We start from the raw sequence: 24,227 nt of genomic DNA on the forward strand, positions 1-24,227 counted from the left end.
AGGAAAGACGATGAACAAAGGACGCGTCACACAGGTTACCGGTCCGGTCGTCGACGTACAGTTCGACCGCGGCCAGCTTCCTGAGATCTATAACGCCATCAAAATAGTCCAGCGTGCAGAAAAGCAGGGCGAAGTCGATATCGACCTTACGCTTGAAGTCGCGCTGCACCTCGGAGATGACACGGTCCGTACGGTTGCTATGTCGTCCACGGACGGTCTTGTCCGCGGATCAGACGTCATCGATACAGGCGGTCCGATTTCCGTGCCGGTCGGCGATGTCACGCTCAGCCGCGTATTCAACGTACTCGGCGAGACGATCGACCTGGACGAGGAAATCGACACAGCAGCGCCGAAGGATCCGATCCACCGGACAGCGCCGGCATACGACGAGCTGCAGACAACGACAGAGATCCTGGAAACAGGCATCAAAGTCGTCGACCTGCTGGCCCCGTATGTCAAAGGTGGTAAAATCGGTCTGTTCGGCGGTGCGGGTGTAGGAAAAACCGTACTGATCCAGGAACTGATCAACAACATCGCACAGGAGCACGGCGGTATTTCCGTGTTCGCCGGTGTCGGCGAGCGTACCCGGGAAGGGAACGACCTGTACTTTGAAATGAAGGACTCCGGAGTTATCGCGAAAACAGCGATGGTCTTCGGTCAGATGAACGAGCCGCCGGGAGCGCGTATGCGAGTGGCGCTGACAGGCCTCACCATGGCGGAGCACTTCCGTGATGAAAAAGGCGCCGACGTACTGCTCTTTATCGATAACATCTTCCGCTTCACCCAGGCGGGTATGGAAGTATCCGCCCTGCTCGGCCGTATGCCGTCCGCCGTTGGGTACCAGCCGACGCTTTCCACGGAAATGGGTCAGCTGCAGGAGCGGATCACTTCGACAAAGAAAGGTTCCGTTACATCGATCCAGGCAATCTACGTGCCGGCCGACGACTACACCGACCCGGCTCCGGCAACGACATTCGCCCACCTCGATGCGACAACGAACCTGGAGCGTAAGTTGTCCGAGATGGGTATCTACCCAGCCGTAGACCCGCTTGCATCCACGTCCCGTGCCCTGTCTCCGGAAATCGTCGGCGACGAGCACTACAACGTGGCACAGGAAGTCCAGCGTACGCTGCAGAAGTACAAAGAACTGCAGGACATCATTGCCATTCTCGGTATGGATGAGCTGTCCGAAGAAGACAAGCTGACGGTCAGCCGCGCGCGCCGCATTCAGTTCTTCCTGTCTCAGAACTTCCACGTTGCGGAACAGTTCACCGGGCAGAAAGGTTCTTATGTACCAGTAAAAGAAACGATCGACGGCTTCCGCCAGATCCTCGACGGCAAGTTCGACGACATTCCGGAAGATGCCTTCCGTCTCGTCGGCCGCATCGAAGAGGTCACGGACAAAGCTGAAGCCATGAAATAATCGCGATGCGGCCCGCTGCCGCAGACGCATCTGAGAAATGATTCTCCTTCCGGTACGCCCGGAAGGACGCATCCTTTCGATAAGGAGGGTGAACGGTGAGTACGTTGCAGGCAAACGTCGTCACGCCTGATGGTCAGGTGTTTGATGCCCAAGTGAACATGGTCAGCGTCCGTACCATTGACGGGGAGCTCGGGATTCTCCCGAATCACATCCCGCTCGTCACGCCGCTGGCAATCGGCGCAGCGCGTCTGAAACAGGACGGAGAAGTCAAGATGATCGCCCTCAGCGGCGGCTTCATGGAAGTCCGCTCCGACGAGGTCAACATTCTGGCCGAGTCCGCCGAGCTTCCGACCGACATCGACATTACCCGTGCCCGTGCAGCCAAAGAGCGCGCCGAGCGCCGCATGCAGGAGGCAAAACAGGAAAATGTCGACTTCCGCCGCGCGGAACTGGCACTCAAACGTGCCCTCAACCGCCTCGAGGTCGCCAAGCGCTGATACAAGACAAAGACTCCCCACCGGGAAACCGGCGGGGAGTCTTTTTTGGTCGAGGCTGGACGGGACGGTCCGGGCCTAGCTGGGCTGGCCGCCAAGTGTGGACAATTCGGCGGAATTGTGACCAAGCGACGGCCAAGTCTGGACAATTCAGCCGAATTGTGACCAAGCCGGCTCAAACTGTGGCCAAAGCAGATCCGAGCCGTAGAAAATCAGCTGACATCGAGAGCAGCCGCAGCCGGACCAAGCGTCCAAACCGAGAGATTCATGAGCCCTCCGCGCCTGCGGCTTGGTTTTGGTAGACCGAAAAGCAAGCGCAGCGCGCAGGAGTCATCCAGGGGTTGAAAGAAGAGGGTGGGTCGCCAAGTGTGGACAATTCGGCGGGATTGTGACCAAGCGGCGGCCAAGTGTGGACAATTCAGCCGAATTGTGATCAAGCCGGCTCAAACTGTGGCCAAAGCGGATCCGAGCCGCAGAAAATCAGCTGACATCGAGAGAAGCCGCAGCCGGACCAAGCGTCCAAACCGAGAGATTCATGAGCCCTCCGCGCCTGCGGCTTGGTTTTGGTAGACCGAAAAGCAAGCGCAGCGCGCAGGAGTCATCCAGGGGTTGAAAGAAGAGGGCCCGGCCCGGGCTGGCCTCCAGCCAAGTGTGGACAATTCAGCAAGATTGTGACCAAGCGGCGGCCAAGTCTGGACAATTCAGCCGAATTGTGACCAAGCCGGCTCAAACTGCGGCCAAAGCGAATCTCAAGCAACAGAAAACACCGCCTCCATAAGCTGAAGACGGTGTTCAGGACGTTAAAAGTTAAACCGATATACGTACGTACCCGCTTTTTTCACCAGGAAGGGAGCGGCCAGCCGGCGGGCTGCCCGTTGGTTTGTCAGCCTCATCCACCTTTGCAGCTGATCGCTTCGAAAAGGGAAAGGGTGAAGAAAGTGAAAATCCCGCAATGCCTCCACGTGGGCCTGCGCCTGTTTGATGCCACAGGAAGAACACTGCCACGTGCTGTAGCGTCGTCTCATGGAGAGGCGGCTGCAGGAGGTGCACCAGACGCCGACGAGAAAATCAGAAGGGGTCAGCTGAAATTTGTCCAGAATGCACCAGTGCGACGTGCTTTCCGTCAGCATTTTCTTCTGCAGACGCTGAAGGGCTTCGGTCTGCGGCGGGATCGACGCCGTCTCTTGAAGCCACTGCTTTACAATCGAAGACAGCATGATCGGCCGGCTCACGGGAAGCGGTGTCGCGTCTGCAGCCGTATCAAAATAGACAGAGCTGTGTGTGAAAAACACATGAGTGAGTATCGGATTCGTGTAGCCGCAGGTTTCCGCGTACGCACGCAGCTGGACTTCCTGCTGTCGCACCTGCTGAACAGGACAGGTGTAGCCATAGACTTCGCCGGAGCTCAGCTGCTTCATCTGACCCGTCTCAGGCATCAAATGCAGGGAGCCCCGCTGATGTTTGATTTCCAGAATAGCGGTAAATTGAGGATGGAGGAGAAGGGTATCCATCTGGAAGGAACTGCTGGTGATCGGGGAAGGGAGCTGAACCTGGTGGAGCAGCGTCACTTCGTCGGGGAGAAATTGATAGTAATAATCCATCCGCCGCTCACCGTAATCGCCGGAGCTCGTACGGTAAAGTTCCTGCTCCACAGCAGGACGGGCGGGATGCTCAGAGGGCAGCCGACGGACGGCAGCCTGCAGCTGAGATAAGTAAGGGGGTGTGAATCTCGGTCGAAGCAGCATAGATCACCTCATCATAGAAGAATATCCATAGTATACATACGAACATACGATCCTGCAAGCGTTTTATCAACTACTCCGCGCCTGCGGCTTGGTTTTGGTAGACCGAAAAGCAAGCGCAGCGCGCAGGACTCATCCAATGGGTTGAAAGAAGAAGACGGCCGCCAAGTGTGGACAATTCAGCGGGATTGTGACCAAGCGGCGGCCAAGTGTGGACAATTCAGTCGAATTGTGACCAAGCCGGCCGAAATTGCAGCCAAAGCGGATCCGACCCCAAAGCGGATCCGACCCCCAAAGAAATACACCCCCATCAAAAAACATCACCCGCATCCCCCAAACTTTTTTCCCGAATTACCCTCATCCATGCCTCGGTGCCATCGAAGAATATGACAACCACAATACAAAAATCTTCACCATCTTTTAGGACCAGCTCAAAAAATTTGGTACAAAGTGAAACCTTTCCAGCTGCATGGCGACAAATGCATAGAAAGGGAAATCATGCGGTGCACAGGCAGAAAGAAGCCCCGATCTCTGCGATGAGGGTCGCACGAACTGCCCAGGAGCAGTGCTTAAAAAGTACTTTTTCCGCAATGTTTGAAGAAAATAGGGAAAAAGACGATTATTTATTATGAAAAACGTGAATGAGACATGTAACAAGTTTGTTACAATTAGCAGAAGTGGAAAAAGTACGCCGAATTGGCATCAAAGGAAAAACAGGTCTTTCGTCGCACGGATTCCGCGTAATTTCTTCCGTTAGGCGGTAGCAATTCAAGCTGATTTTCGTTACTATTATGTTGGTGTGCTTTGTGCACAAGAAATCAGTGAAGCCGTTTCGGAGGGATTGCATGTTTGAGACGATCGGACAGGAAGCACTTTTTAACATCATGATCAGTCTGATGGTGCTCGTCATTGTCTGGTGGAGTCTCCAGTCATTCCGATTTGACGTGTTCGTCCGCGACCCGGACGGCATCAAAGCCAAAGCACTGATGGTTATAACAACAATTGCTTTAACGCAGCTTGTCACAGGATTTATTTTGAACTACATGGAATGGTCCGCAGCCCTGCGCTATTTGTTCTGAAACACGACAACTTGAGCATGTACATACATGCATCACAAGCTCAGTACAGCAGGCTGGACGTTCTGATTACATCAACTTAGTCAACCAACCACTACAATATGATCTATGCTCACTCAATAACAGCAGCAACACTACCAGTTGTGGAAGCAACAACATGGACACGGAGGGGAATCTATTGGAAAAAATTATTGTTAATGGAGGACGGACACTCGAAGGCAGTGTTCGAATCGATGGAGCTAAAAACGCAGTACTGCCGGTGATCGCAGCGTCGATACTCCCGACAAAGGGAATAAGCAACATTTACGATGTACCGGCACTCGCCGATGTGTACACGATTTCCGAAGTGCTGCGGAACCTGAACGCAGAGGTCGAATTTGATGGAAAAAACCATCTACGGGTCAACGCGCAGAAGGATCTCGGCATCGAGGCCCCATTTGAATATGTGCGCAAAATGCGCGCGTCTTTCCTCGTCATGGGACCTCTCCTGGCACGTGAAGGCCGCTCCCGCATTGCGCTTCCAGGCGGATGTGCGATCGGCTCCCGTCCGATTGACCAGCACCTGAAAGGCTTTGAAGCCATGGGTGCCGAAGTCGAAATCGGCAACGGATTTATCGAAGCCAAAGTGGACGGACGCCTCAAAGGCGGCAAAGTCTACCTCGACTTCCCAAGTGTCGGCGCAACCGAGAACATCATGATGGCCGCTTCCATGGCCGACGGCACGACCATCATCGAAAACGCAGCCGAAGAGCCGGAGATTGTCTGTCTCGCTACGTACCTCAACGCCATGGGCGCCAAAGTACGCGGCGCAGGTACCGGCACGATCCGCATCGACGGTGTCGAGGAGCTCACAGGCGCAGATCACACGATCATCCCGGACCGCGTCGAAGCAGGAACATTCATGGCAGCAGCAGCGATCACAGGCGGAAACGTCCTGATCGAAAACGTGCTGACCGAGCACCTCCGTCCTGTCATCGCGAAAATGACAGAGATGGGCGTTTCCATCCAAGAAGAAGGCACCGGCGTGCGCGTCATCGGCCCGGACAAGCTCAAAGGCACCGACATCAAAACGATGCCGCACCCAGGTTTCCCAACCGACATGCAGGCACAGATGATGGCCATGATGCTGCGGGCAGAAGGCAACAGCGTCGTCACCGAGACCGTCTTCGAAAACCGCTTCATGCACGTCGAAGAATTCCGCCGCATGAACGGCGACATCAAAATCGAAGGACGCACCGCCATCATCAACGGACCGGTCGACCTGCAGGGCGCAGAAGTCGCCTCCACCGACCTTCGTGCAGGAGCCGCCCTCGTGCTCACCGGCCTCGTCGCAGAAGGCCGCACTCGGGTTACTGAGCTCAAGCACATCGACCGCGGCTACGTCAATTTCACCGAGAAACTACTCGCGATCGGCGCTGACATCGAGCGCATCAACGAAGAAGAGGAAACGACCGTAGAAACAGCCACCACGCAGGGCGCGTATCAGGCTTAATTCTATTCTTATATTCTCTTATCCAGGGAGCTGTCCATCACGGGCAGCTCCTTTTACGTGTTGTTACAAAAGGTGTCCTCGCAACTATGGCTGCTGCAGTCCCGATCCAAAGGATGGGCCTTTGGTGAAGAACCCATCTGAAAGCTTCTTTCAACGATCCATCATTTCCCGGGAAATAAGCATCTGACTAACTGCATAGGAAAGGCAATGATGCTCCTAGCGTTTGTTTGTTGTTATCGGCGGATACTGATCAAACGATTCAAGTCGATCAGCCGCGCTATCTAGGGGGAAAAGGCGAGCAGAGCAGGACAGCTCGCCTGCTCCCATGGTGTGGCACGATTCGTGTGGCGAGTCGACGTGGTTTCGCTTCGAGTCGTCACGATTGGCCGTCGATCTGTCATGGTTCGAGCGCTTTGGCGAGCTTTTTGCTCAAGTCGACGTGCTTTTCCGCTGAGTCGACACGGTTTACGCGTCGAGGCGTCCAGGTTCCTGCCTCGAGTCGACCTGCTTTTCGTCCGACCGCTGGAGGGGAGCGATCACTCGGCAGACGTCTCCATAAATAAGCGAACGAGAACCTTCAATCAAGCCCAACCCGTAATAACCCAAGCCCTTCCCGCCTCGGCTGCCCCCGCCAGCCGATGAAAAGCCGGGCGGAGCAAGGCAGCTCAAATGCTCTTTAGGGGTGTGGCGTGGTTCATGTGCCAAGTCGACGTGCTTTTCGACCCAAGTCAACCGCCTTCACTACGACCAAGTTGCTCCGCTTCACTCTTCCATTCGACGAGCTTCCCCCCACCATCGGCGAACGGTGGAAGTGGCGGCTTGCTCGACCCCATGAGAATGTACTTCTCCGCTGGCAAACCGCAATAGAACCAGCGTGAGAACCAGCCGGTGGGCTTCCTTCTCATCAGCAGCTGCCCATTCGAAAATCACATTCCTTTTTTGTCTGCTTCTGTGATAGAATGTTAAGATGAGGATGATAGTGCAGGCGTAGAATAGGAACCCAGTACATAGACACAGATATCAGCCGATACAGGACATCAGGGAGGATCTAGCGCATGTTTGGACGAGATATAGGGATTGACTTAGGAACAGCGAACGTACTTATTCACGTGAAAGGCCGCGGGATTGTACTGAACGAACCAGCCGTGGTAGCGATGGACACACAGACGAGAAACGTACTCGCCGTCGGGGAGGAAGCGTTCCGCATGGTTGGACGAACACCGGGAAACATTGTCGTCATGCGCCCGCTCAAGGACGGCGTCATCGCCGACTTTGATACGACGGAAAAAATGCTCAAGCATTTTCTCGAAAAGATCCGCGTCAAAGGCTGGTTCATGAAGCCGCGCATTCTGATCTGCTGCCCGACGAACATTACGAGCGTCGAGCAGAAAGCAATCCGCGAAGCCGCGGAAAAAAGCGGCGCCAAGCAGGTGTATCTCGAAGAAGAGCCGAAAGTCGCCGCTGTCGGCGCCGGGCTCGACATCTTCCAGCCGACCGGAAACATGGTCGTGGACATCGGCGGCGGCACGACGGATGTGGCCGTGCTGTCGATGGGCGACATCGTCACGGCCGAGTCGATTAAAATCGCCGGGGACCGCTTTGATGCCGATATTCTCAGCAGCATCAAGAAGAAACATAAGCTGCTGATCGGGGAACGCACCGCCGAGCAGATCAAGTTCGAGATCGGCACCGTTTCGCCGAAGGGCAGCGACAAGTCCATGGAAATCCGCGGGCGCGACATGGTAAATGGCCTGCCGCGCACGATTGAAGTGCACGCCTCCGAAGTACAGGAAGCGATGCAGGAAGCCGTCCAGCACATCGTGCAGGCCGCACGCACCGTACTGGAGATCACGCCGCCGGAGCTGTCCGCGGACATCATTGACCGCGGCATCATCATCACCGGCGGGGGTGCGTACCTGCACGGGATCGACACGCTGCTGGCCGACGAGCTCAAAGTGCCGGTATTTATCGCAGAAGATCCGATGGACTGCGTTGCCAACGGAACCGGCATGATGCTCGAGAACCTGGACCGAATCCGCAAAGTAAAATAACGAGGAGGAACCACTCATGCTTCGAGGACTCTACAGCGCCGGTGCCGGTATGATGGCCCAGCAGCGCCAGCAGGAAATGCATACAAACAACCTGTCCAACGCCGAAACGCCGGGGTATAAAGCCGATCAGGGCTCTCTCCGGAAGTTTCCCAACATGATCGCTGCCGCGATGGGGACCCAGGCGGCTCCGAACGGCGCACCGAGAATCGGCGAACTGACGACCGGCGTCTACATGCAGGAGCGGACGCCGAACTTCCGTCAGGGCGACGTGCAGGAGACAGGCAACAACACCGATGTGGCCCTCTTCCAATCCGACGTGCCCGTTGATGAGGAGACCGGAGAGGAAGCGATGCTTGCTTTTAACGTTGCTGCCGAAGACGGAGAGATCCGCTACACGCGAAACGGGAATTTCACCATCGACCAGGACGGCTTTTTAACGACGGCCCAGGGTAATTACATCCTGGACACCGAAGGAGAGCCGGTGGAGCTCGACAACGACCAGATCCGGATCAGTCCGGAGGGAGAAGTGTTCGATGAGGATGAAACCTTGATCACCCAGCTGGACGTATCGGTTATTCCGGACCCGACGAATCTCGTCAAAGAAGGCGAAGGCCTCTTGAACTATGAGGGCGAGGCGGCGATCGCGTCGGCCGTCGGAGATGAGGACATCAGCTATCAGCTGCAGCAGGGATTTGTGGAGCGCTCCAACGTGGACGCGCAGCAGACGACGGCGCAGATGATGAACGCGATGAACACGTTTGAAATGAACCAGACGGTCCTGCAGGCATACGATCAGAATCTGGAACGGACCGTGAACGACATCGGCCGCATCCAGTAGGTGCATAGAGGGGAGAGAAGGCAATGAATCAGGCGGTTTTTAACTCGTCCGTAACGATGGGCCAGGCACAGCATAAGATGGATACGGTAAGCGATAACATGGCGAACCTCGACACCCACGGCTACAAACGCCGCGACACGTCGTTTGCCGATTTGATGTTCCAGCAGGTGAACAACCAGCGGGTCGGTCCGTATGAAGAAGGCCGTGAGACGCCGGAGGGCATTCGCCGCGGCAGTGGTGCCGGCGTGGCGCAGACGGCGATCCGTATGGAACAGGGGGCGCTTCAGGAAACCGGGCGCACATGGGATCTGGCACTCACGGAGCCGGACTATTTCTTTGAAGTGGCCGCCGGGGACGACGGATCCCGCCGGTTCACCCGGGACGGGGCTTTTTACTTGAGCCCGGATCCGGCAAATGAGGGCGTAAACTTCCTCGTAGACGGGAATGGGGAGAATGTGCTCAATGCAGACGGGGAGCCGGTGGAAGTCCCGGCTACCGCCGAAGACGGCATGATGCAGGTGAATGCGTTCGGGGAAGTGCTGCAGCTCGGTCCGGACGGCGAAGAGACCGTGGTGGAGCAGCTCAACACCGTGAACATCACGCGCCCGCAGCTGCTTGAATCGACGGGAGAGAACCTGCTGCAGTTCCCGGACCTGGCGGAGCTGGAGCTCGATGAAGCAGATGTCCTGGAAGAGACCGCCGGCGCCGAAGTAATTCAGCCGGAGGCGCTGGAGCAGTCCAACGTGGACATGGGCCAGCAGATGAGTGATATGATTGCAGCCCAGAGGCACTATCAGCTGAACGCCAGTGCACTAAACATGACCGACCAGATGCGCAGCATGATTGCGAACCTGCGCTGATCCGGATGGTCGTAGAGTTGAGGAGCAGAAGTTTCTATGAGTGATTACAACCATCGAGAAACAAAGGAAGAAGAGACACAGCAGGAAGAGGAACCGAAGCAGGAAGATACGGCTTCGGCACCGGACGAACAAGAGGAAATGAGCCGGACCGACAGAAAGAAGAAGAAGCGCATCCATCCGTTCTGGCGGCCGACGCGCCTGCTTCCGATCTGGCTCCGCATCGTGCTCGTCCTTGCCCTGATTGCTGCTGCGGCCCTTGCCGGAGCTGTCGTCGGCTACGCTATTCTCGGCGAAGGCGGCAGTCCCTCCGACGTACTCGAGCCCGAAACCTGGTATCATATCTACGACATCATCTACGACAATACCGAGCGGGGCCGTGATTAACAGCCACTGGGAGATGCGCTGCAGCAAGCAGCAGCGTCTCCTTTTGACGCAGCAGTCCGATAACGATCTACATACTAGGAGGAAACGCGATGCTTACCACCGAACAGATTCAGGCGATCATTCCGCACCGCTACCCATTCCTGCTCGTCGACCGCATCCTCGAAGTCGAAGAAGGGAAGCGGGCAGCTGGCATCAAAAATGTGTCCGCCAACGAAGACTACTTCAACGGACACTTCCCGGACTATCCGGTGATGCCGGGCGTGCTCATTATTGAAGCACTCGCCCAGGTCGGCGCCGTCGCCATCCTGAAAAAAGAGGAGAACCAGGGCCGCCTCGCCTTCTTTGCCGGCATCGACAAATGCCGCTTCAAAGGCCAGGTCCGTCCCGGCGATCAGCTCCACCTCGAAGTCGAGATGACCCGCCTGCGCGGCTCGATCGGCAAAGGCACCGCCACCGCCCGTGTCGACGGAGAAGTCGTCGCCGAAGCCGAGCTCATGTTTGCGCTCGGCGAGAAACAGTAACACGAATGGAATTAGGAAGAGAAAGGCAGGGCTCAATGATGAGGCCACGATATGGAATCTCTGCACTGTCTGCTTTTGTCCTGCTGAGCGCCTGCGCGGATAACGACGACCAGCAGAATGAACAAGCAGATAACCAGGAAAACACACAAGAGAATAACGAGGAAGATGTCGATGTTCAGGCACAGGAAGCAGCGGTGCAGGACTTGTATTTTTACATGGACGAAAGTGACGTGGATGCACTGTACACCCGCTCCCCCAACAGCGATGATCGACTTGGCGCCGAAGTGAAGCTGGATCCGGACAGTGATGAAGTGCTGGAGCTGGACGGTGGAATGCGTTTCCGCGGCAATACGGCGCGGGGACTAGAGAAAAAATCATTCAACGTGCGTTTTGAAGAGGACCAGCCTTTCCTTACGGATCACAACAGGATGAACCTGAACGGGATGTTTCGGGATCCGTCCATGATGAGGGAAAAAATATCCTGGGACATCTTCGAAGATGCCGGCATGGTCTCTCCAAGTGCAGAGTACTTTGATTTTTATCTCAATGATATTTATGAAGGGCTTTACGTCCATATTGACCGGATCGACATGAATCTGATGGAACGGTTCGACCGCAATCCGAACGGCACACTGGTGCGTGACCAGATTCGTGGGCGTGAAGGCGAACAGTTTAACGTCAATTCGACGTTCGGTTTCGATATGAGTCAGATCGATCAGGCGGATCAAGTAGATTTTCTGGAAGAAACCTTCAACTACCGCGGGGATCCGAACTGGGGCGAAGTCCGTGAATTCATCGATCTCGTACAGCGGACACCGGCAGGACCGGAGTTTGCACAAATGATGGAAGAAGAGACCGAGACGGAATCCTTCCTTACCTGGCTGGCCCTGCATATGATGGTCGGTGACATTGATGCCTTTGGCGATGACTACTGGCTCTATCTGGACCACGAAGATCCGGACGCCGGCTGGGAAATCATCCCGTGGGATAAAAACTTGTCTTTCGGTTCTCACACCCGCCAGGGCTATGGCGTGCTGAACGACTTTTTCGGCTATGAATATGAGATGGACCCTGCAGGATGGGACAACCAGCTCTTTGAGAAGCTGATGGAAACGGACGAGCTGCGTGATGACCTGGAAGAACGACTGGTAGAGCTCATGGAACAGTTCCCGCCATCCTATGTCGAGGAGCGAGCGTCGGAGTATCAGGAACAAATCGAGGAATCGGTTGAGACAAGGCCAGGCGAGGATGCCTTTGAGCGCCACCCGCAGAATCACTTCGGAGAGCTCGATGATTATGAGCTTCGTGCGGAGCAGGTGACGCAGTTCGTTCCGCTGCGCTACGAATACCTCCGCACCCAGCTTGGTCTGAATGAGGCTCAGCAGGAACAGGCGGCTCAAGCGGACGTGTCCGCCGGTGAAACTGTCTACCTTACCGACAGTGCCGGCTTCGTGATCGGCAGCTTTGAGGCAGATCAAGGCGAAGGGAGCCTCTCGGTCGAAACAGAAGACGCCGACATTCCAGGCATTCAGCAGGAATACAGGCTCACGGCTGACAACACCCTCAGCGGAGAACTGTCGCTCTTCTACAAAAACGATCTCGGCTGGCCGATTGAAGGAAACTGGTACGAAGAAGATGAAGCAGTCGGTTCGCAGGGAGAGCTTGTCCTCTTCCAGGATGGCAGCATGCTCGAGTCCGAAGTAAACCCGTACGTCAACCGTATACAGGGAGATGTAGAGCTCGACGGAACGTCGACCTTCACGATCACGTATCCGTAAATCAGAACGAACGGCAGCGTGCTGAGAAGAGCAGCTGGACAGAAGCGCCTCACTTCGATTGTGAGGCGTTTTTCTTATATGAGGAATATAGAAGCGAGAGAGTATGCTGAAGCGTGCTCAGCAGCCTTCTGCCTCTGTTGAGGGTGTTTGGTGATGTTGGGAAGAAACTCGAGGCCGGTCTTCTGCGTATGAGAGCGGCTTTCGATGCGGTTCTCTTCATGATAGACGGAGGGAGCTGCGGCGTCTTTCCTGCGAAAGCGGTTCTCATACAGATGTTGGGGTGAATAACTTTAAGCATGCTCCGATATGTCTCCAATGGCATGTATGATTTTCTCTCAGCAGAACAAATACAAAAACGAAACCTTTTCAGAAGTGAAAGGCGGCGATGCCAGAGGGACAAAGCGCCGTCCGAAAATCCTCCTCGCAACCTGAGGAATAGTGGAGGTTCGCGCCCGCCGGAAACGGATGAAAAATGTAGCAGAAATAAATCTTTTTCCCAACATTTATTTTAGGGCCGAAAAAGCCTGAAACACAAAAAGAACCCCTCCTAGGCACCATGCTTCGGAGGGGTTGCGTGCATCCCGCTCGTTTAGTAGAGCATCCGGGATGTGTTTAACGAGACTTTCATGTTGGCATTGCGTGCGCGTATTTCATCCATCAGCTCTTTGTCGGACACGTTGTCCTTCGTGCGGATGGTGAACTCAAGCAGGTACATCGTGCCCTGGTTGGTCGTCTCTACATTCGTCTGGTGGACCTGGTCGAGTTTGTTTTCGAAAATATCATCGAAAACCCCTTCAAAGTGCATGTTCTCCGGGACGGTGATCTTCAGCGTTTTCTCATCGGATCCCTGTTCCCCGTAGTTGATGACGTAAAGGAAATAAATAAGTACACATAACGACGCTGTAAAAATCACAGCCAGTAAGTAAAACCCGAGGCCGCTGGCAATGCCGGCAGCCATGCCGAAAAAGATAAACGCGATATCTTTCGGGTCGGCCATCGCGCTGCGGAAGCGGATGATCGAAAACGCTCCGACTAGACCGAAGGCAACGGCAATGTTGTTTCCAATGACAATCATGACAATCGATACGACGACACTCATAATAATGACTGTCTGGACAAAGGACTGGGAATAGCGGACGCCGTGATGCGTCCACTTATACACCTGCGTGATGACGATACTCAGGATGAAACTGAGGAAGATAGCCATGAAGGCTTCAACGACCGTGTAGTTCGTCGTGGCATTTCCCGCATCCAGAAAGCCGTCTAAAAACTGCTGCATCTCTTAAAACTCCTTCTGTCAAAATATGAACTGGACTACTGGGCGATACGGTGATCAAGACCTTGATCGCAGACATCGATACTCGTACAGAACTTCGAAACGCCCTGCTTGGAGAGGCGGAAGTCACTGAGCATCTCGGTAAGCCAGAGTGGAACACTGTTGTTGATTTTTACTTCCATAACCACAAGATCTTCATCCACGAAATGCGTCCCCTGCGGCCCGTTCTCGATGCGCAGGTCGCTGCGGCGGCACATGAGGTTGTAGTCGAACGTGACGCGCAGATCATCTTCGTAAATCCCGTGGAAAGCCTGACGATCATAGCTGACAACAACTTCCGGCTTCAAATCGTAGAGGCGGCGGAAATGATCCGCCTCCCGCATAATCTGCGGATTCGACACATCGATGCCGGGGCTCATGCCGTTATCCAGATACTGGTAGGCATGCGAAAGCGGAAGCTGCGTACGTCGTTTGTTTACCACGTTATTGAATTTCTGCTTTACCTCCAGAAAAGACGTACTGTTTAAATCGGCCTGGTCGTACACCCGCAGCCGCAGCTTCTGACGGAAGTTCAGCTTGTTGCGTGTTTCATAATAAATATCGCGGTCATCTGAATCGAAGTACAAACTTACAATGTTATAACGGCCGAAGCCATCTCCAAACTTATCATAACGCATATATGGCGTCAGCTGATCAGCCAGCTTTTTATAAACAGAATAGGGAATAAGGTACTTAATTTCTCTCCTGCTAAATATTTCCAATGCCATGCGGAAAGACCTCCTTTACAAGCATCCGTACAATCTTCAATTATATTTTTTCTTTGTAAAGAAATCAAGAAGAACGTAAATTTTTTGTATATTTACATGAATCTCCGCAACATTGCAAAATGAAGAAACCGGCCTTCCAGCTGTCGCCAAACACCCGTGAATCTGCTATAATGCTGTTGGCAGTTGAAGGAATAAAGGAGGAAGCGCCGAAGATGAAAAAGCGCAGACAATACACAAATTTAATCATAGCAGCAGTACTGATCGCCATTATGTGGGTCGTAGTGTTCACCTATGCCCCGCAGAGCGACGCCCTGCAGGATCCTATGCTCGAGAACGCCATCCGCGTGGAAGCGGGCGTAGGGCCGAACGAACCGCTTGGACCGCAGCAATATGAGAGCATCACCTCCCTGGATGCAGAGGGCTATGGGGTCGAGAATCTGCAGGGACTTACACAGATGCCGAACCTGGAAGAGCTGAACCTTCGGGATAATGACATAGAAGATATCTCTATTCTCGCCGAGCTGGACGGTCTGGTGGAGCTGGATTTAAGAGAAAACAACATCAGCGATATTTCGCCGTTGAGCGGACTGACAATGCTGCAGGATTTGAACCTGCGGGAGAATAACATCAACGACATCGAAGCGCTCAGCAGCCTCACGGAAATCCGCGACTTGAACATCCGCGACAATGACATTGATGATATCAGTCCGCTGGCTGAGATGCCGCTGCTCCGCGACTTGAATATACGAAACAACCGCATCGCGTCCATTGAACCGCTCGGCGGACTCGAAAACCTCGTGCAGCGCATTTACCTGGAAGGCAACCCGGTGAATGACTACAGTCCGATTGAACATTATTACTATGACATCCTCGACACGGACTTCCTGCTCGAAGAGGACGAAGCAGAAGCGGAAACAGAAGAAGACGCCGCCGAATAAGACAGCAAACATGCTGCAGCAACTCCGCCTCCTGTTCACACGGGAGGCTTTTTTTCGTGGGATCAAGAAGGGGATGGAGCGGCCAGACAGCGTCGCGCGAAAAGCATGCCGCCTTCTGTATAGGGACTCCAAAAAGTCGTCTGCCTTTTTCAAGAGTGGCATACGGTCGGTCAGATGCTGTGTTACGTTTTGACCGGTGTGGCTCAAACTGCAGAGCGGACCGTCCCAAAATGATCGCCGGGCGTCGTGTTTTGGGCGTTTACCGGCTCAATTACAAGCAGGTGGCTCCTTTTTTCTTGGGGGCGTCCTGCCTGCGCCTGCTACCCGCCCGCTTCAGGCAGGCGGGCGTCTCGTTTTTTTCGAGAAGCGACCCGCTTTCCTGTAAAGCCGCAGCTACTTCCACTCTCCATCACGAAGCGCGCTCTTCTTGACCAAGAGGGAGGTTACTCCTGTATCATGCATCCGATCTTCAAGCTTGCTCGACGTATAGAAAAAGCGCTCTTTCGTCAGCAGGCACGAATGGTTCACGCTTACGAAGAGCGGGACCTGTATCATGAGAAGCTCACGGCTTGGGGGTGGAGCGGAGGATCGCAACAACGGAGCAGACCTGCCGCGGCTGAGAGCGGATGTTTCATGAAGGAGGACTGACGCTCCGCGCAGGAGCCCCCTGCTCTTCGAAATCTTACAAGACCGCCAGTCACCGAAGCCCTTATGGTCCCCGACTGCATCGGCAGCCGGGGAAATGAACTGGATAGGGGGCAGATTCGTCAGAAAGCATCAGATCTCATGAAAGGAAGACGGCGGCGTCTCACGCTGTGCAGGGAAAAAGGCGCTCCACGCTTTTGCTTCTCCACGGACCATAATCGTCGTTCCGAAGCGAGGCTGGGACGAATGCTGTGGTTCACATAAAAAAACCGAACTATCTTTTGAAACTCTCATCAGAGCTTCATGATAGTTCGGTTCATTTGCTTTCGTCCTGTTTTTAGACTTCGTATGATTCAGGTGTGGAAGTCGAGGTGATCGCTTTGTACCAGCCGCGTCGTCGTAGACAGGTTAACTATTCACCGATCGGCGCGGCTCAGAGGTGTTCTCTTCGTCATCATGATAAGGAGATTCGTTGTGCTCCTTGAACGGCATCACACGAGGACCGGTTCCGACAAACATCCATGCGAAAGGAACGTATTTCATCATCAAGTGAGCACCGAGCCAGCAGATGGCCAGCACAGCGGCAAAGCTATACCCGAAAATGAACACCGCAACCGGAAGAGGAGCAGAAGGCAGCCAGAGTGCTTCTCCGATCATCAGGAGGAAAGGGTGATACAAGTAGATCCCGAAGGAGACAACACCGAGCTGGATCATCGGGTTGATGATTCTCCAGGAAAAATACTTGTAAATCAAGAAAGCGACTTTGAACAAGAGAATAGCAGAAGTCAACGTCTGCGCATTCCACATCAGCTCAAAAATGCGGGAGTCAATCGGCGCACCGAACAAGCGGTTCTGCTGCCAGATGTACACGTGGAACATCGTCGCAGCTCCCCAAATGGACCAGATGAGCGCCCAGCTGATTTTCGGCATCCAGCCACGGACATCCTGAGCCGTGAGCCAGCCACGGATTTTCGGGAAATAAATGCCGATATAGGCCCCGGTGAAGAAGTACGCCATGTAGCTCAGCGACCAGGATCCTTTAAACGGCACCTGGAAGTACCAGTTGTTAAGCAGAACAAACGCCCATTGAATCGCAAGGCCGATAATAACGAGGTACGGCGTCAGGAAACGATAGCGCTGGAACGCGTAAAGAAGAATCGGAAACAAAAGATAAAACTGAATACTGATAAACACAAAATACAAATGCGCGTGGGCGCTGCCCGTCAGGAGCTGGAACGAGAACGTCGAAAGAAATTCACTGAATGTCGGCCAGTCGTAGTAGACGTACTGCTTGAACCAGTAATACCCGAGCGAGACGAAAAAGTAAGGAACAAGAATATACATAAGTCGTCTCGAATAAAAACGCTTGATCATCCCGCTGTCGATCGGACGGTTATAGTAGTTATAAAAAATCACAAAGGCACTCAGCAGGATGAACGTCGGAGTACCGAACCGGAAGAGTGTGTTCAACGAGTTGTATAAGTCAAACGACGTGGAGCCGGCAGCGGTCTGGAACATGACGACAGCTGTACCAGTGGCATGCACCATGAGCACCGCCATGATCGCAAGTGCACGCATAATATAAATTTCATTAAGTTGGTTGCTTTTCATTGTTTGTCACCTTTTCCTTTTTCTTTGAGCTCATGCACCTCTCCTATCATAAAAGAGTCTTCCGCATCCTGCAATGAGCGTAGGTCATCATTTTTCTAAATTATTATGTGAAAGAGAGCACACGCGGTTTCCGCAACATTCCAGTTCTCGCCAGTGGCTCACCGCCGGATGGACGTAAACAACGGGCAGCACCTGCATCTGTCATGATAGTAGACGCTTTCCCCGTCCTGGAGGTTACGGAGGAAGAAGGTCCTGACGCGGAGGGGGGTAGCAGAAGCCGGCGCAGCTGCAGAACGAGCAGAGACCGGTCATTGCCCCCGCATACGTGAAAGGCTGCCGTCTGCTGGGTGACACAGCCGTGCCTCCGAGCGTCGGGGGATAGGAGCATCCGCGAGATCTAAATATACACTGCATCACGCCGGGCCCGGATCAATGAGGAGCGAACAGCGGAAGCGTAAACTGCTGTGTTGAAGTGGAGCAGCAGAAAGCGCGACGCTCTCATGAAAAAAGGGAGTCGCCCGCCCGCTGGAAGCGGGCGGATAGCGGCTGCAGGCGGGACGCATCGAGGAAATGTTGGGCCACCTGCCTGTATTTGAGCCAACGAGAGGACGAAACGCGCCGCTTGGCAGCCCGTTCGGGACGGTTCCGCTCTCCATTGGAGCCACCTCCCTACGCGCTCACACGGAAGAGCACCTTCCGCCTCCCCACTGCAGAGGCATGCGGCAAGTGATGCCTGCAAAGAAACATCCGCACAGAGGACTGTCAGCACGGACGAAGAAGCGGCGCGGCTCCAAAAACGGGCTGCCCCCTCCGCGCCACGGGAATGCCACCGGTACAGAAAAAACGCGCCGGAAGCAGATCCGCTTCCAGCGCGAGGGCGTTCTTTATTTTCCGTTACCACCAAGGGTGCCGTTCAGGTCGGGAACAGTTACGTCACAATGGTGCTGACATTACTCGTCCCAGTCATCTTCTTCCGGATCTTCTTCTTCCGGTACATCGTCCTCTTCGTCTTCATCCTCTTCTTCCGGCTCTTCAGCTGGATCCAGAGAAGTCAGAGAAACGCCTACCGGCAGTGCAGATCCGGCTGTGTGCATCATGGTGAAGGAGAGGTCTTTCGTCTCCCCTGCTTCCAGTTCCACTTCATGCAGGCGGACCGCCTCGGTAATCGGACGGAGCGATGGAGACAAATACACGTCCTCATCAAAACGGAAGGCGCCGGCATAGGAGCCGCCACGTCCCGTCATGTGGAGCTGGACGGTACGCGATTGATTCGTCGGATTCGCAAGCGGAACCGTCACATGATACTCCGCACCGTACTGGCCGCGGGTGCCGACCGCCTGCTCCGGATCATAACTGAATTCCTGAGCGAACGGATTCGGTGCAGAAGAACTGGTGAAGGAGTACATCACGTCGTCCTCATTCACGTCGAACGCCGGCGTTTCCGCCTGCAGTCCGTGATACGCATACGATCCACGGGAGTGACGGTGGACCGGGTGCGGATCGATGAGGTCACGGTCGGTATCAACAAGATCCAGGTCGAGGTCGTGCGACACGACCGTGCGCACGTCATAGTCGACTTCCGTACCATCTTCCAACGGAGAAACATCGAATTCAAACATGAATCCAAGCATGTTTCCGGCTTCGGCGGTCAGTCCGCCGATCTGAACGGATTCCCCAGGTTCCACTTCGCGTACCGGCTCGCGGGAAGGGCGGAGCGAGCCGTCCAGCGTCCGCCCGGCAAGCAGCATGCCGATGTCGGTGATCGGCCAGCCGCGGGAGCTGAAGCTGGACAAACCGCGGATATCTTCGACAAGGACCGGCTCGTCCGACGTGTTTGTTAAGACAGCGCCGAAGCGGAGGTCTTCATCCACCTGATTATGATGGTGACCGAAAATACGGTGGCTCTGCTCGTCGCTGAGGCCTTCTACTCCGTCATGCCAGAGGGTACCGCTGTCGCCATCGACCGTATCCTCATAGATCGACTCCGGACTGTTGCTGATCAGGAGTCTCGTATCGCCGTAGCTGTCCACATCCATCACTGTATTGGAGGATGGGAAGTCGAAGGACATCTTATCCAGCACGTTCAGGCCGGCAAGGGAGTTCCCTGTCGAAAAAGCAAGGTAGCGGGACTGTGACTGCCAGCGCTGTGAACCTTCGATCAGGCGGGCGAAGTCGCGGGCGCTGATCAACTGGCTGCCCTCATGCTCCACGAGCGGATACGTTTCCCCGTCGACCATAACGCCACCGCCGGTATAAACCGCATTATCCTCGACGAAATCAAAGAGAGGTTCATGATCGACATAGCGTTCACTGCCATCCAAATAGACGGTGTCGATATCCGGCACTTCAAATCGGTCGAACTCGACGAATGCATTCTCCACAGCGGTCAGTGACACGTCTGATTCGGACTGTTGACGCGTAATGTCTGCACGCTGCTCGGACTGATTCCAGCGGACCTGGTCTCCAAACGCCTCGCTGACAAAGCGGAGCGGCATCATCGTATGGCCGTCGATGATCTCCGGCGCCTGCAGCAGAGTGTGGGCGCTGCTGTTGACGTAGCCGGTTGTTGAGCCGATGCGCAGACGCAGTTCATTGCCGTCACGGACCGCAGAGGCTTCTCTGAGGTCGTTATTCCAGCGCATCGAGGCACCGAGCTTTTCGAAGACAGCCCGCATCGGCACCATCGTCGTGCCGCTGCGGTTCACTGGAGCAACGCTTGACTGCAGCTCTTCGTCGTCAATGAAGACGCGGACGCCATCCGGCTGGGATGGCGGCACTTCCGCATCTCCGTTCACCGAAATGTACACGGTGCGTGAGGACTGATCCCAGGCAATCTGGCTCCCCAGCGCTTCTGTTAAAAAGCGGAGCGGCATCATCGTGTGATTGTTTGTAATGGAGGGCGCCGTACGAAGCGTCTGCGCCTCTCCATTTAAGTATGCGCGTGTCGATCCGATTCCGAGCCGCACGTCCATTCCGTCTCTGGAAGCAGAAGCTTCACGCGCATCGTTGTCCCATCGAAGCGACGCTCCTAATGCTTCAAAAATGGCCCGCATCGGCACCATCGTCGTGCCATTTTCGATAAACGCCCGCACAGGGGCATCAAGTTCTTCTCCATCCACCATCACTGTGGCAAAATGCGATGAGGCTTCCGCCCGCTCCGCATGCATGACCGCAGAAGAAGCAAACATTATGACAGCCATTCCAGCAGCAACCATTGTTTTCCATCCTTTATTCATGTTCATGTCCTCCCCCAAAAAATATGTAGGCATATTGATAAATCTTCCATCTATCACCATATCATAATAGAGGGAAGGACTCGAGGGTCTAATGGTTACAGTTACATAACAATTCAATGTCAAAGAACGGAAAAACCTTGAGCTTTTCCCGCAGGTCCAAACAACAGCACTGCTGAAAAGGATTCGTTCATACAGAAGGAGCGATCATGACAGGGGACGTGAACATCTCCTTTTCAAGAGGGGGGAGGATGTGGCATACTAAGAAAGATGTCTATGAACAATCGTGAAAAAGAACCAACATATAAAAGGAGCGTTTTAGATGAAGAACCGCGGTATGCTGCTGTTAATCCCGGCATTGCTGCTTGTCCTTGGAGCAGGCTATCTATCCTGGGATTCGGTCAATGATCATAATGAACAAGTCCGGCAGCAGCAGGAAGAGGAACAGGCGGCCCAGGATGAAGCGGCCAATAATGACACAGGAGAAACAGAAGAAGACGCTGAAGGAGAACTCGGAGAAGAAGTCGAGGATCCTGATCAGCTGGGGGATTTGTCCGAAAACGAAGAGTTATTCGCCATCATGGATGACATCGAACGGGGAGATGAGAACCCGCAGATTGAGGATCACTATGAGACGGTTGTCATCGGCGGGGATCCGGAGGGTGTCTCCGCCGCGGTATCTGCAGCCCGAAACGGCACGGACGTCCTGTTCGTTGAAGAAAGAGACGGACTCGGCGGCCTCTATACGTACGGCATGCTCAACTACCTTGACATCGTATACGGTAAAGACGGCGAACACGCCATCGGTGGCATTTTTGAAGAATGGCATCACATGGTAGGGCGTCAGGATGCTTTTGATATTGATCTCGGAAAGGCGGCCTTTCTCTATCTGGTCGAGCAGGAGGATAACATTACATTGCTGTTGGAAACCGACGTCACAGACCTTGAGGTGGATGAAAGCAGCGCCCTCAGCGGGATAACCGTCAACAATGAACACGGCGAGCAGCAGGTGAGCGGTGATCGCTTCATCGATGCCACCCAGGATGCGGACATCGCGGCAGAAGCCGGAGCACCGTATTACATGGGCGCGGAAGACATGAATATTGAAGGGCGCCTCATGGCTGTCACGCTCATGATCCGTCTGTCTGATGTTGACTGGGAAGCAGTAGGGGAAGTAGCTGCCGATGACCGTTTTGGACCATCAGGCATCAATGATACCGTGGCCTGGGGTTTCACCGACATCCACACGATGTACGAGGCGCAGGAAGAAGATACCCGGCTCCGCGGCTTGAACGTGAACCGCGTCATGAACGAAGACGGGGAAGAAGAATTCTTCATTAATGCGCTGCAGCTCTTCGGCGTGGATGCAACAGATGAGGAGCAGGTAGAAGCAGCTGTCGACCGCGGACAGCGGGAGACTGACCATGTCGTGGAATTCCTTCGTGAGGAGTTCCCGGGATTTGAAGAAGCGGAGATCATTGATTATCCAGAGGAACTATACGTCCGGGAGTCCCGTCACGTGGAGTCAGAATACATGCTGCCGATGTCGGATGTGTGGACGAACGCCGATCATTGGGACAGCGTCGGCTACGGCGGGTATGAAGTCGATGTGCAGGCCACCAGCCTCGACGACTGGGGCTTCATCCTGAGCGCACCGGAACAGTATGCGATTCCGTTCCGTTCCCTTGTGCCGCAGGAAGTGGACAACCTCCTAGTCGCTAGTAAAGCAGCCGGCTTCACCTCCAACGCAGCGGGCAGCGCGCGGATCGTTCCGACAACGATGGCCGCAGCAGAAGGCGCCGGGGCGGCAGCTGCTGTGTCTCTGGAAGAGGAGATGACCTTCCGCGAGATGACGGAGAACGAAGAAGTAATCGAAGACATGCGCGAGCGGCTCTTGGATCAAGGCGCGTTCGTGGAGCCCTTCGATCTCGATTATCCGTACGAAGGAGAATATTACGACGAAGCGATCCAGTTTATGCTGAATTATGCGCTCGTCAGCGCAGGATATGACAACGACCTGTATGTCGACGAGGAACTGGCCGCAGAAAGCTTCATCAGCATCATGTACAATGGCTACGTCCGCTTCCATGGCGCGGAGAGCGAAGAAGCGGAGCACTGGTTCCCGCACCATAATACAGCCATCGAAGGCCTGGAAGGAAGCTTCACCGCAGAAGAACTAGCTTCCTACACGGCCCAGATGCTGCACGGACTGGACGGCGGAGCGGACAATGCCTGGGATGAACTCGTCCAGCAAGGCTATGTTGACGAGCACATCCACGAGGAGCTTGACGCGGACGATGTTATCAATGCAGGCGAAGGCTACTACATCATCGCCTCCATCCTGCAGGCGTCCAGCACCGACGACCTCGCCCAGCCACAATAATGAATCTAAACCGGACCGGGCCCAGCGCCCGGTCCGGTTATTGGTGGAGCTGGAGGAAGCCTTTCTTCCTGCATCCTTTTATTAAACAAAGCACATCGAACAATGTCACAGAAATACAGCACAATCTCAAACATTCTAAAAAGAAACACTGGCAGGTTTTACGCCTGCACCGGCGTGATATACATAGAGTAGAACGTCAAGATGAATCACGAAAGGAGGCACCAGCATGAAGCGAAAAGCACTCGTATCCGCCCTTTCTGCAATGTTCGCAGTCGGCGCTCTGGCTGCCTGCGGCGATGAGAACCTCGACAACAACCCGGCGGACGATCCAGTCGAATCCAACGATGAGATGAACGACGGCCTGAACGATCCAGCAGATGATATCAACAACGACGGCATGTAACGCCAGCGGAGCATCTCCGCGACACCCGATTTTAAAAAAGGAGCGTGAGCAAACATGAAGAAATCACTCATGACCGCACTGGGAAGCATGTTCCTCGTAGGCGCGCTAGCGGCCTGCGGCGATATGGAAGAGGACGAGATCAACAACGAGCCGATCAACGATCCGGTCGAAAACGAAACCGACGACAACATCGGCGGTGACGACCCGGATGTCTAAACCGCACGCAGCGCCTCTGCCCCCAACCCCCTGGGGCAGGGGCTTTTTTCATTCATTGGAGAGAGAGGGGCGGCGGAAACGGCGGCCGTGTGGCGA

Annotated in this window: 19 protein-coding genes; 14 read left to right on the forward strand and 5 right to left on the reverse strand. The window is 54.6% G+C overall.

Going from position 1 to position 24,227, the window contains the following annotated elements:
* Positions 1–10 precede the first annotated feature (10 nt).
* Both atpD and G477_RS0116610 read left to right on the forward strand, forming a co-directional pair.
* Entirely contained in the window at positions 11–1,423 is a 1,413-nt protein-coding gene (atpD, locus tag G477_RS0116605) for a F0F1 ATP synthase subunit beta (RefSeq protein ID WP_026698877.1), read from the forward strand.
* A gap of 95 nt (positions 1,424–1,518) precedes the next feature.
* Positions 1,519–1,920, forward strand: coding sequence for a F0F1 ATP synthase subunit epsilon (locus tag G477_RS0116610; RefSeq protein ID WP_026698878.1), 402 nt, complete (start codon positions 1,519–1,521; stop codon positions 1,918–1,920).
* A gap of 797 nt (positions 1,921–2,717) precedes the next feature.
* On the opposite strand, the gene G477_RS0116615 is transcribed toward G477_RS0116610, so the two are convergent.
* Positions 2,718–3,662, reverse strand: coding sequence for a nuclease-related domain-containing protein (locus G477_RS0116615; RefSeq protein WP_026698879.1), 945 nt, complete (start codon positions 3,660–3,662; stop codon positions 2,718–2,720).
* Between the two features lie 842 nt (positions 3,663–4,504).
* Here G477_RS0116615 and G477_RS0116620 point away from each other — a divergent pair.
* The 8 genes from G477_RS0116620 (at position 4,505) to G477_RS0116655 (ending at position 12,659) form a co-directional block, all read left to right on the forward strand.
* Entirely contained in the window at positions 4,505–4,738 is a 234-nt protein-coding gene (locus G477_RS0116620) for a DUF1146 domain-containing protein (RefSeq protein WP_026698880.1), read from the forward strand.
* 175 nt (positions 4,739–4,913) lie between these two features.
* Positions 4,914–6,227 carry a UDP-N-acetylglucosamine 1-carboxyvinyltransferase gene (gene murA / locus G477_RS0116625; RefSeq protein ID WP_026698881.1) on the forward strand — a complete coding sequence of 438 codons (1,314 nt, stop codon included), beginning with the start codon at positions 4,914–4,916 and terminating at the stop codon, positions 6,225–6,227.
* A gap of 1,055 nt (positions 6,228–7,282) precedes the next feature.
* Entirely contained in the window at positions 7,283–8,278 is a 996-nt protein-coding gene (gene mreB, locus G477_RS0116630; protein WP_026698882.1) for a rod shape-determining protein, read from the forward strand.
* A gap of 16 nt (positions 8,279–8,294) precedes the next feature.
* Positions 8,295–9,116: a flagellar hook-basal body protein gene (locus tag G477_RS0116635; protein WP_026698883.1), complete on the forward strand. Its 822-nt coding sequence runs from the start codon at positions 8,295–8,297 to the stop codon at positions 9,114–9,116.
* A gap of 23 nt (positions 9,117–9,139) precedes the next feature.
* On the forward strand, positions 9,140–9,976 hold the full coding sequence (locus tag G477_RS0116640; RefSeq protein WP_026698884.1) for a flagellar hook-basal body protein: 837 nt from the start codon (positions 9,140–9,142) through the stop codon (positions 9,974–9,976).
* 36 nt (positions 9,977–10,012) lie between these two features.
* A complete protein-coding gene (locus G477_RS0116645) occupies positions 10,013–10,360 on the forward strand; it encodes a DNA-directed RNA polymerase subunit beta (protein ID WP_026698885.1) in 348 nt (115 codons plus the stop codon).
* An 89-nt stretch (positions 10,361–10,449) separates the two neighbouring features.
* The gene (gene fabZ, locus G477_RS0116650; RefSeq protein WP_026698886.1) at positions 10,450–10,881 is read left to right on the forward strand and encodes a 3-hydroxyacyl-ACP dehydratase FabZ; all 432 of its coding nucleotides are present in this window, start codon (positions 10,450–10,452) and stop codon (positions 10,879–10,881) included.
* A gap of 38 nt (positions 10,882–10,919) precedes the next feature.
* Positions 10,920–12,659, forward strand: coding sequence for a CotH kinase family protein (locus G477_RS0116655; protein WP_170203902.1), 1,740 nt, complete (start codon positions 10,920–10,922; stop codon positions 12,657–12,659).
* Positions 12,660–13,248: 589 nt separating this feature from the next.
* On the opposite strand, the gene G477_RS0116670 is transcribed toward G477_RS0116655, so the two are convergent.
* Both G477_RS0116670 and G477_RS0116675 read right to left on the reverse strand, forming a co-directional pair.
* Positions 13,249–13,938 (reverse strand): DUF4956 domain-containing protein, encoded by a 690-nt coding sequence (locus G477_RS0116670; RefSeq protein ID WP_051288148.1) that lies wholly within the window; start codon positions 13,936–13,938, stop codon positions 13,249–13,251.
* A 35-nt stretch (positions 13,939–13,973) separates the two neighbouring features.
* A complete protein-coding gene (locus tag G477_RS0116675) occupies positions 13,974–14,702 on the reverse strand; it encodes a polyphosphate polymerase domain-containing protein (RefSeq protein WP_026698889.1) in 729 nt (242 codons plus the stop codon).
* Between the two features lie 212 nt (positions 14,703–14,914).
* Between G477_RS0116675 and G477_RS20685 the strand changes: the two genes are divergently transcribed.
* Positions 14,915–15,640, forward strand: coding sequence for a leucine-rich repeat domain-containing protein (locus G477_RS20685; protein WP_051288150.1), 726 nt, complete (start codon positions 14,915–14,917; stop codon positions 15,638–15,640).
* Positions 15,641–16,693: 1,053 nt separating this feature from the next.
* On the opposite strand, the gene G477_RS20050 is transcribed toward G477_RS20685, so the two are convergent.
* A complete protein-coding gene (locus G477_RS20050; protein ID WP_051288152.1) occupies positions 16,694–17,896 on the reverse strand; it encodes an acyltransferase in 1,203 nt (400 codons plus the stop codon).
* A gap of 950 nt (positions 17,897–18,846) precedes the next feature.
* On the reverse strand, positions 18,847–21,132 hold the full coding sequence (locus G477_RS0116695; protein ID WP_026698891.1) for a stalk domain-containing protein: 2,286 nt from the start codon (positions 21,130–21,132) through the stop codon (positions 18,847–18,849).
* Positions 21,133–21,451: 319 nt separating this feature from the next.
* On the opposite strand from G477_RS0116695, the gene G477_RS20055 reads away from it, so the two are divergent.
* The 3 genes from G477_RS20055 to G477_RS21300 all read left to right on the forward strand — a co-directional run bounded on the left by G477_RS20055 (position 21,452) and on the right by G477_RS21300 (position 24,131).
* Entirely contained in the window at positions 21,452–23,512 is a 2,061-nt protein-coding gene (locus G477_RS20055) for an FAD-dependent oxidoreductase (protein ID WP_051288154.1), read from the forward strand.
* Between the two features lie 226 nt (positions 23,513–23,738).
* Positions 23,739–23,915, forward strand: coding sequence for a hypothetical protein (locus G477_RS21425; RefSeq protein ID WP_170203904.1), 177 nt, complete (start codon positions 23,739–23,741; stop codon positions 23,913–23,915).
* Between the two features lie 54 nt (positions 23,916–23,969).
* A complete protein-coding gene (locus G477_RS21300; protein ID WP_156897385.1) occupies positions 23,970–24,131 on the forward strand; it encodes a hypothetical protein in 162 nt (53 codons plus the stop codon).
* Positions 24,132–24,227 lie beyond the last annotated feature (96 nt).

Origin of the sequence: Alkalicoccus chagannorensis DSM 18086 (assembly GCF_000429725.1) — a bacterium.
Taxonomy (GTDB): domain Bacteria; phylum Bacillota; class Bacilli; order Bacillales; family Salisediminibacteriaceae; genus Alkalicoccus; species Alkalicoccus chagannorensis.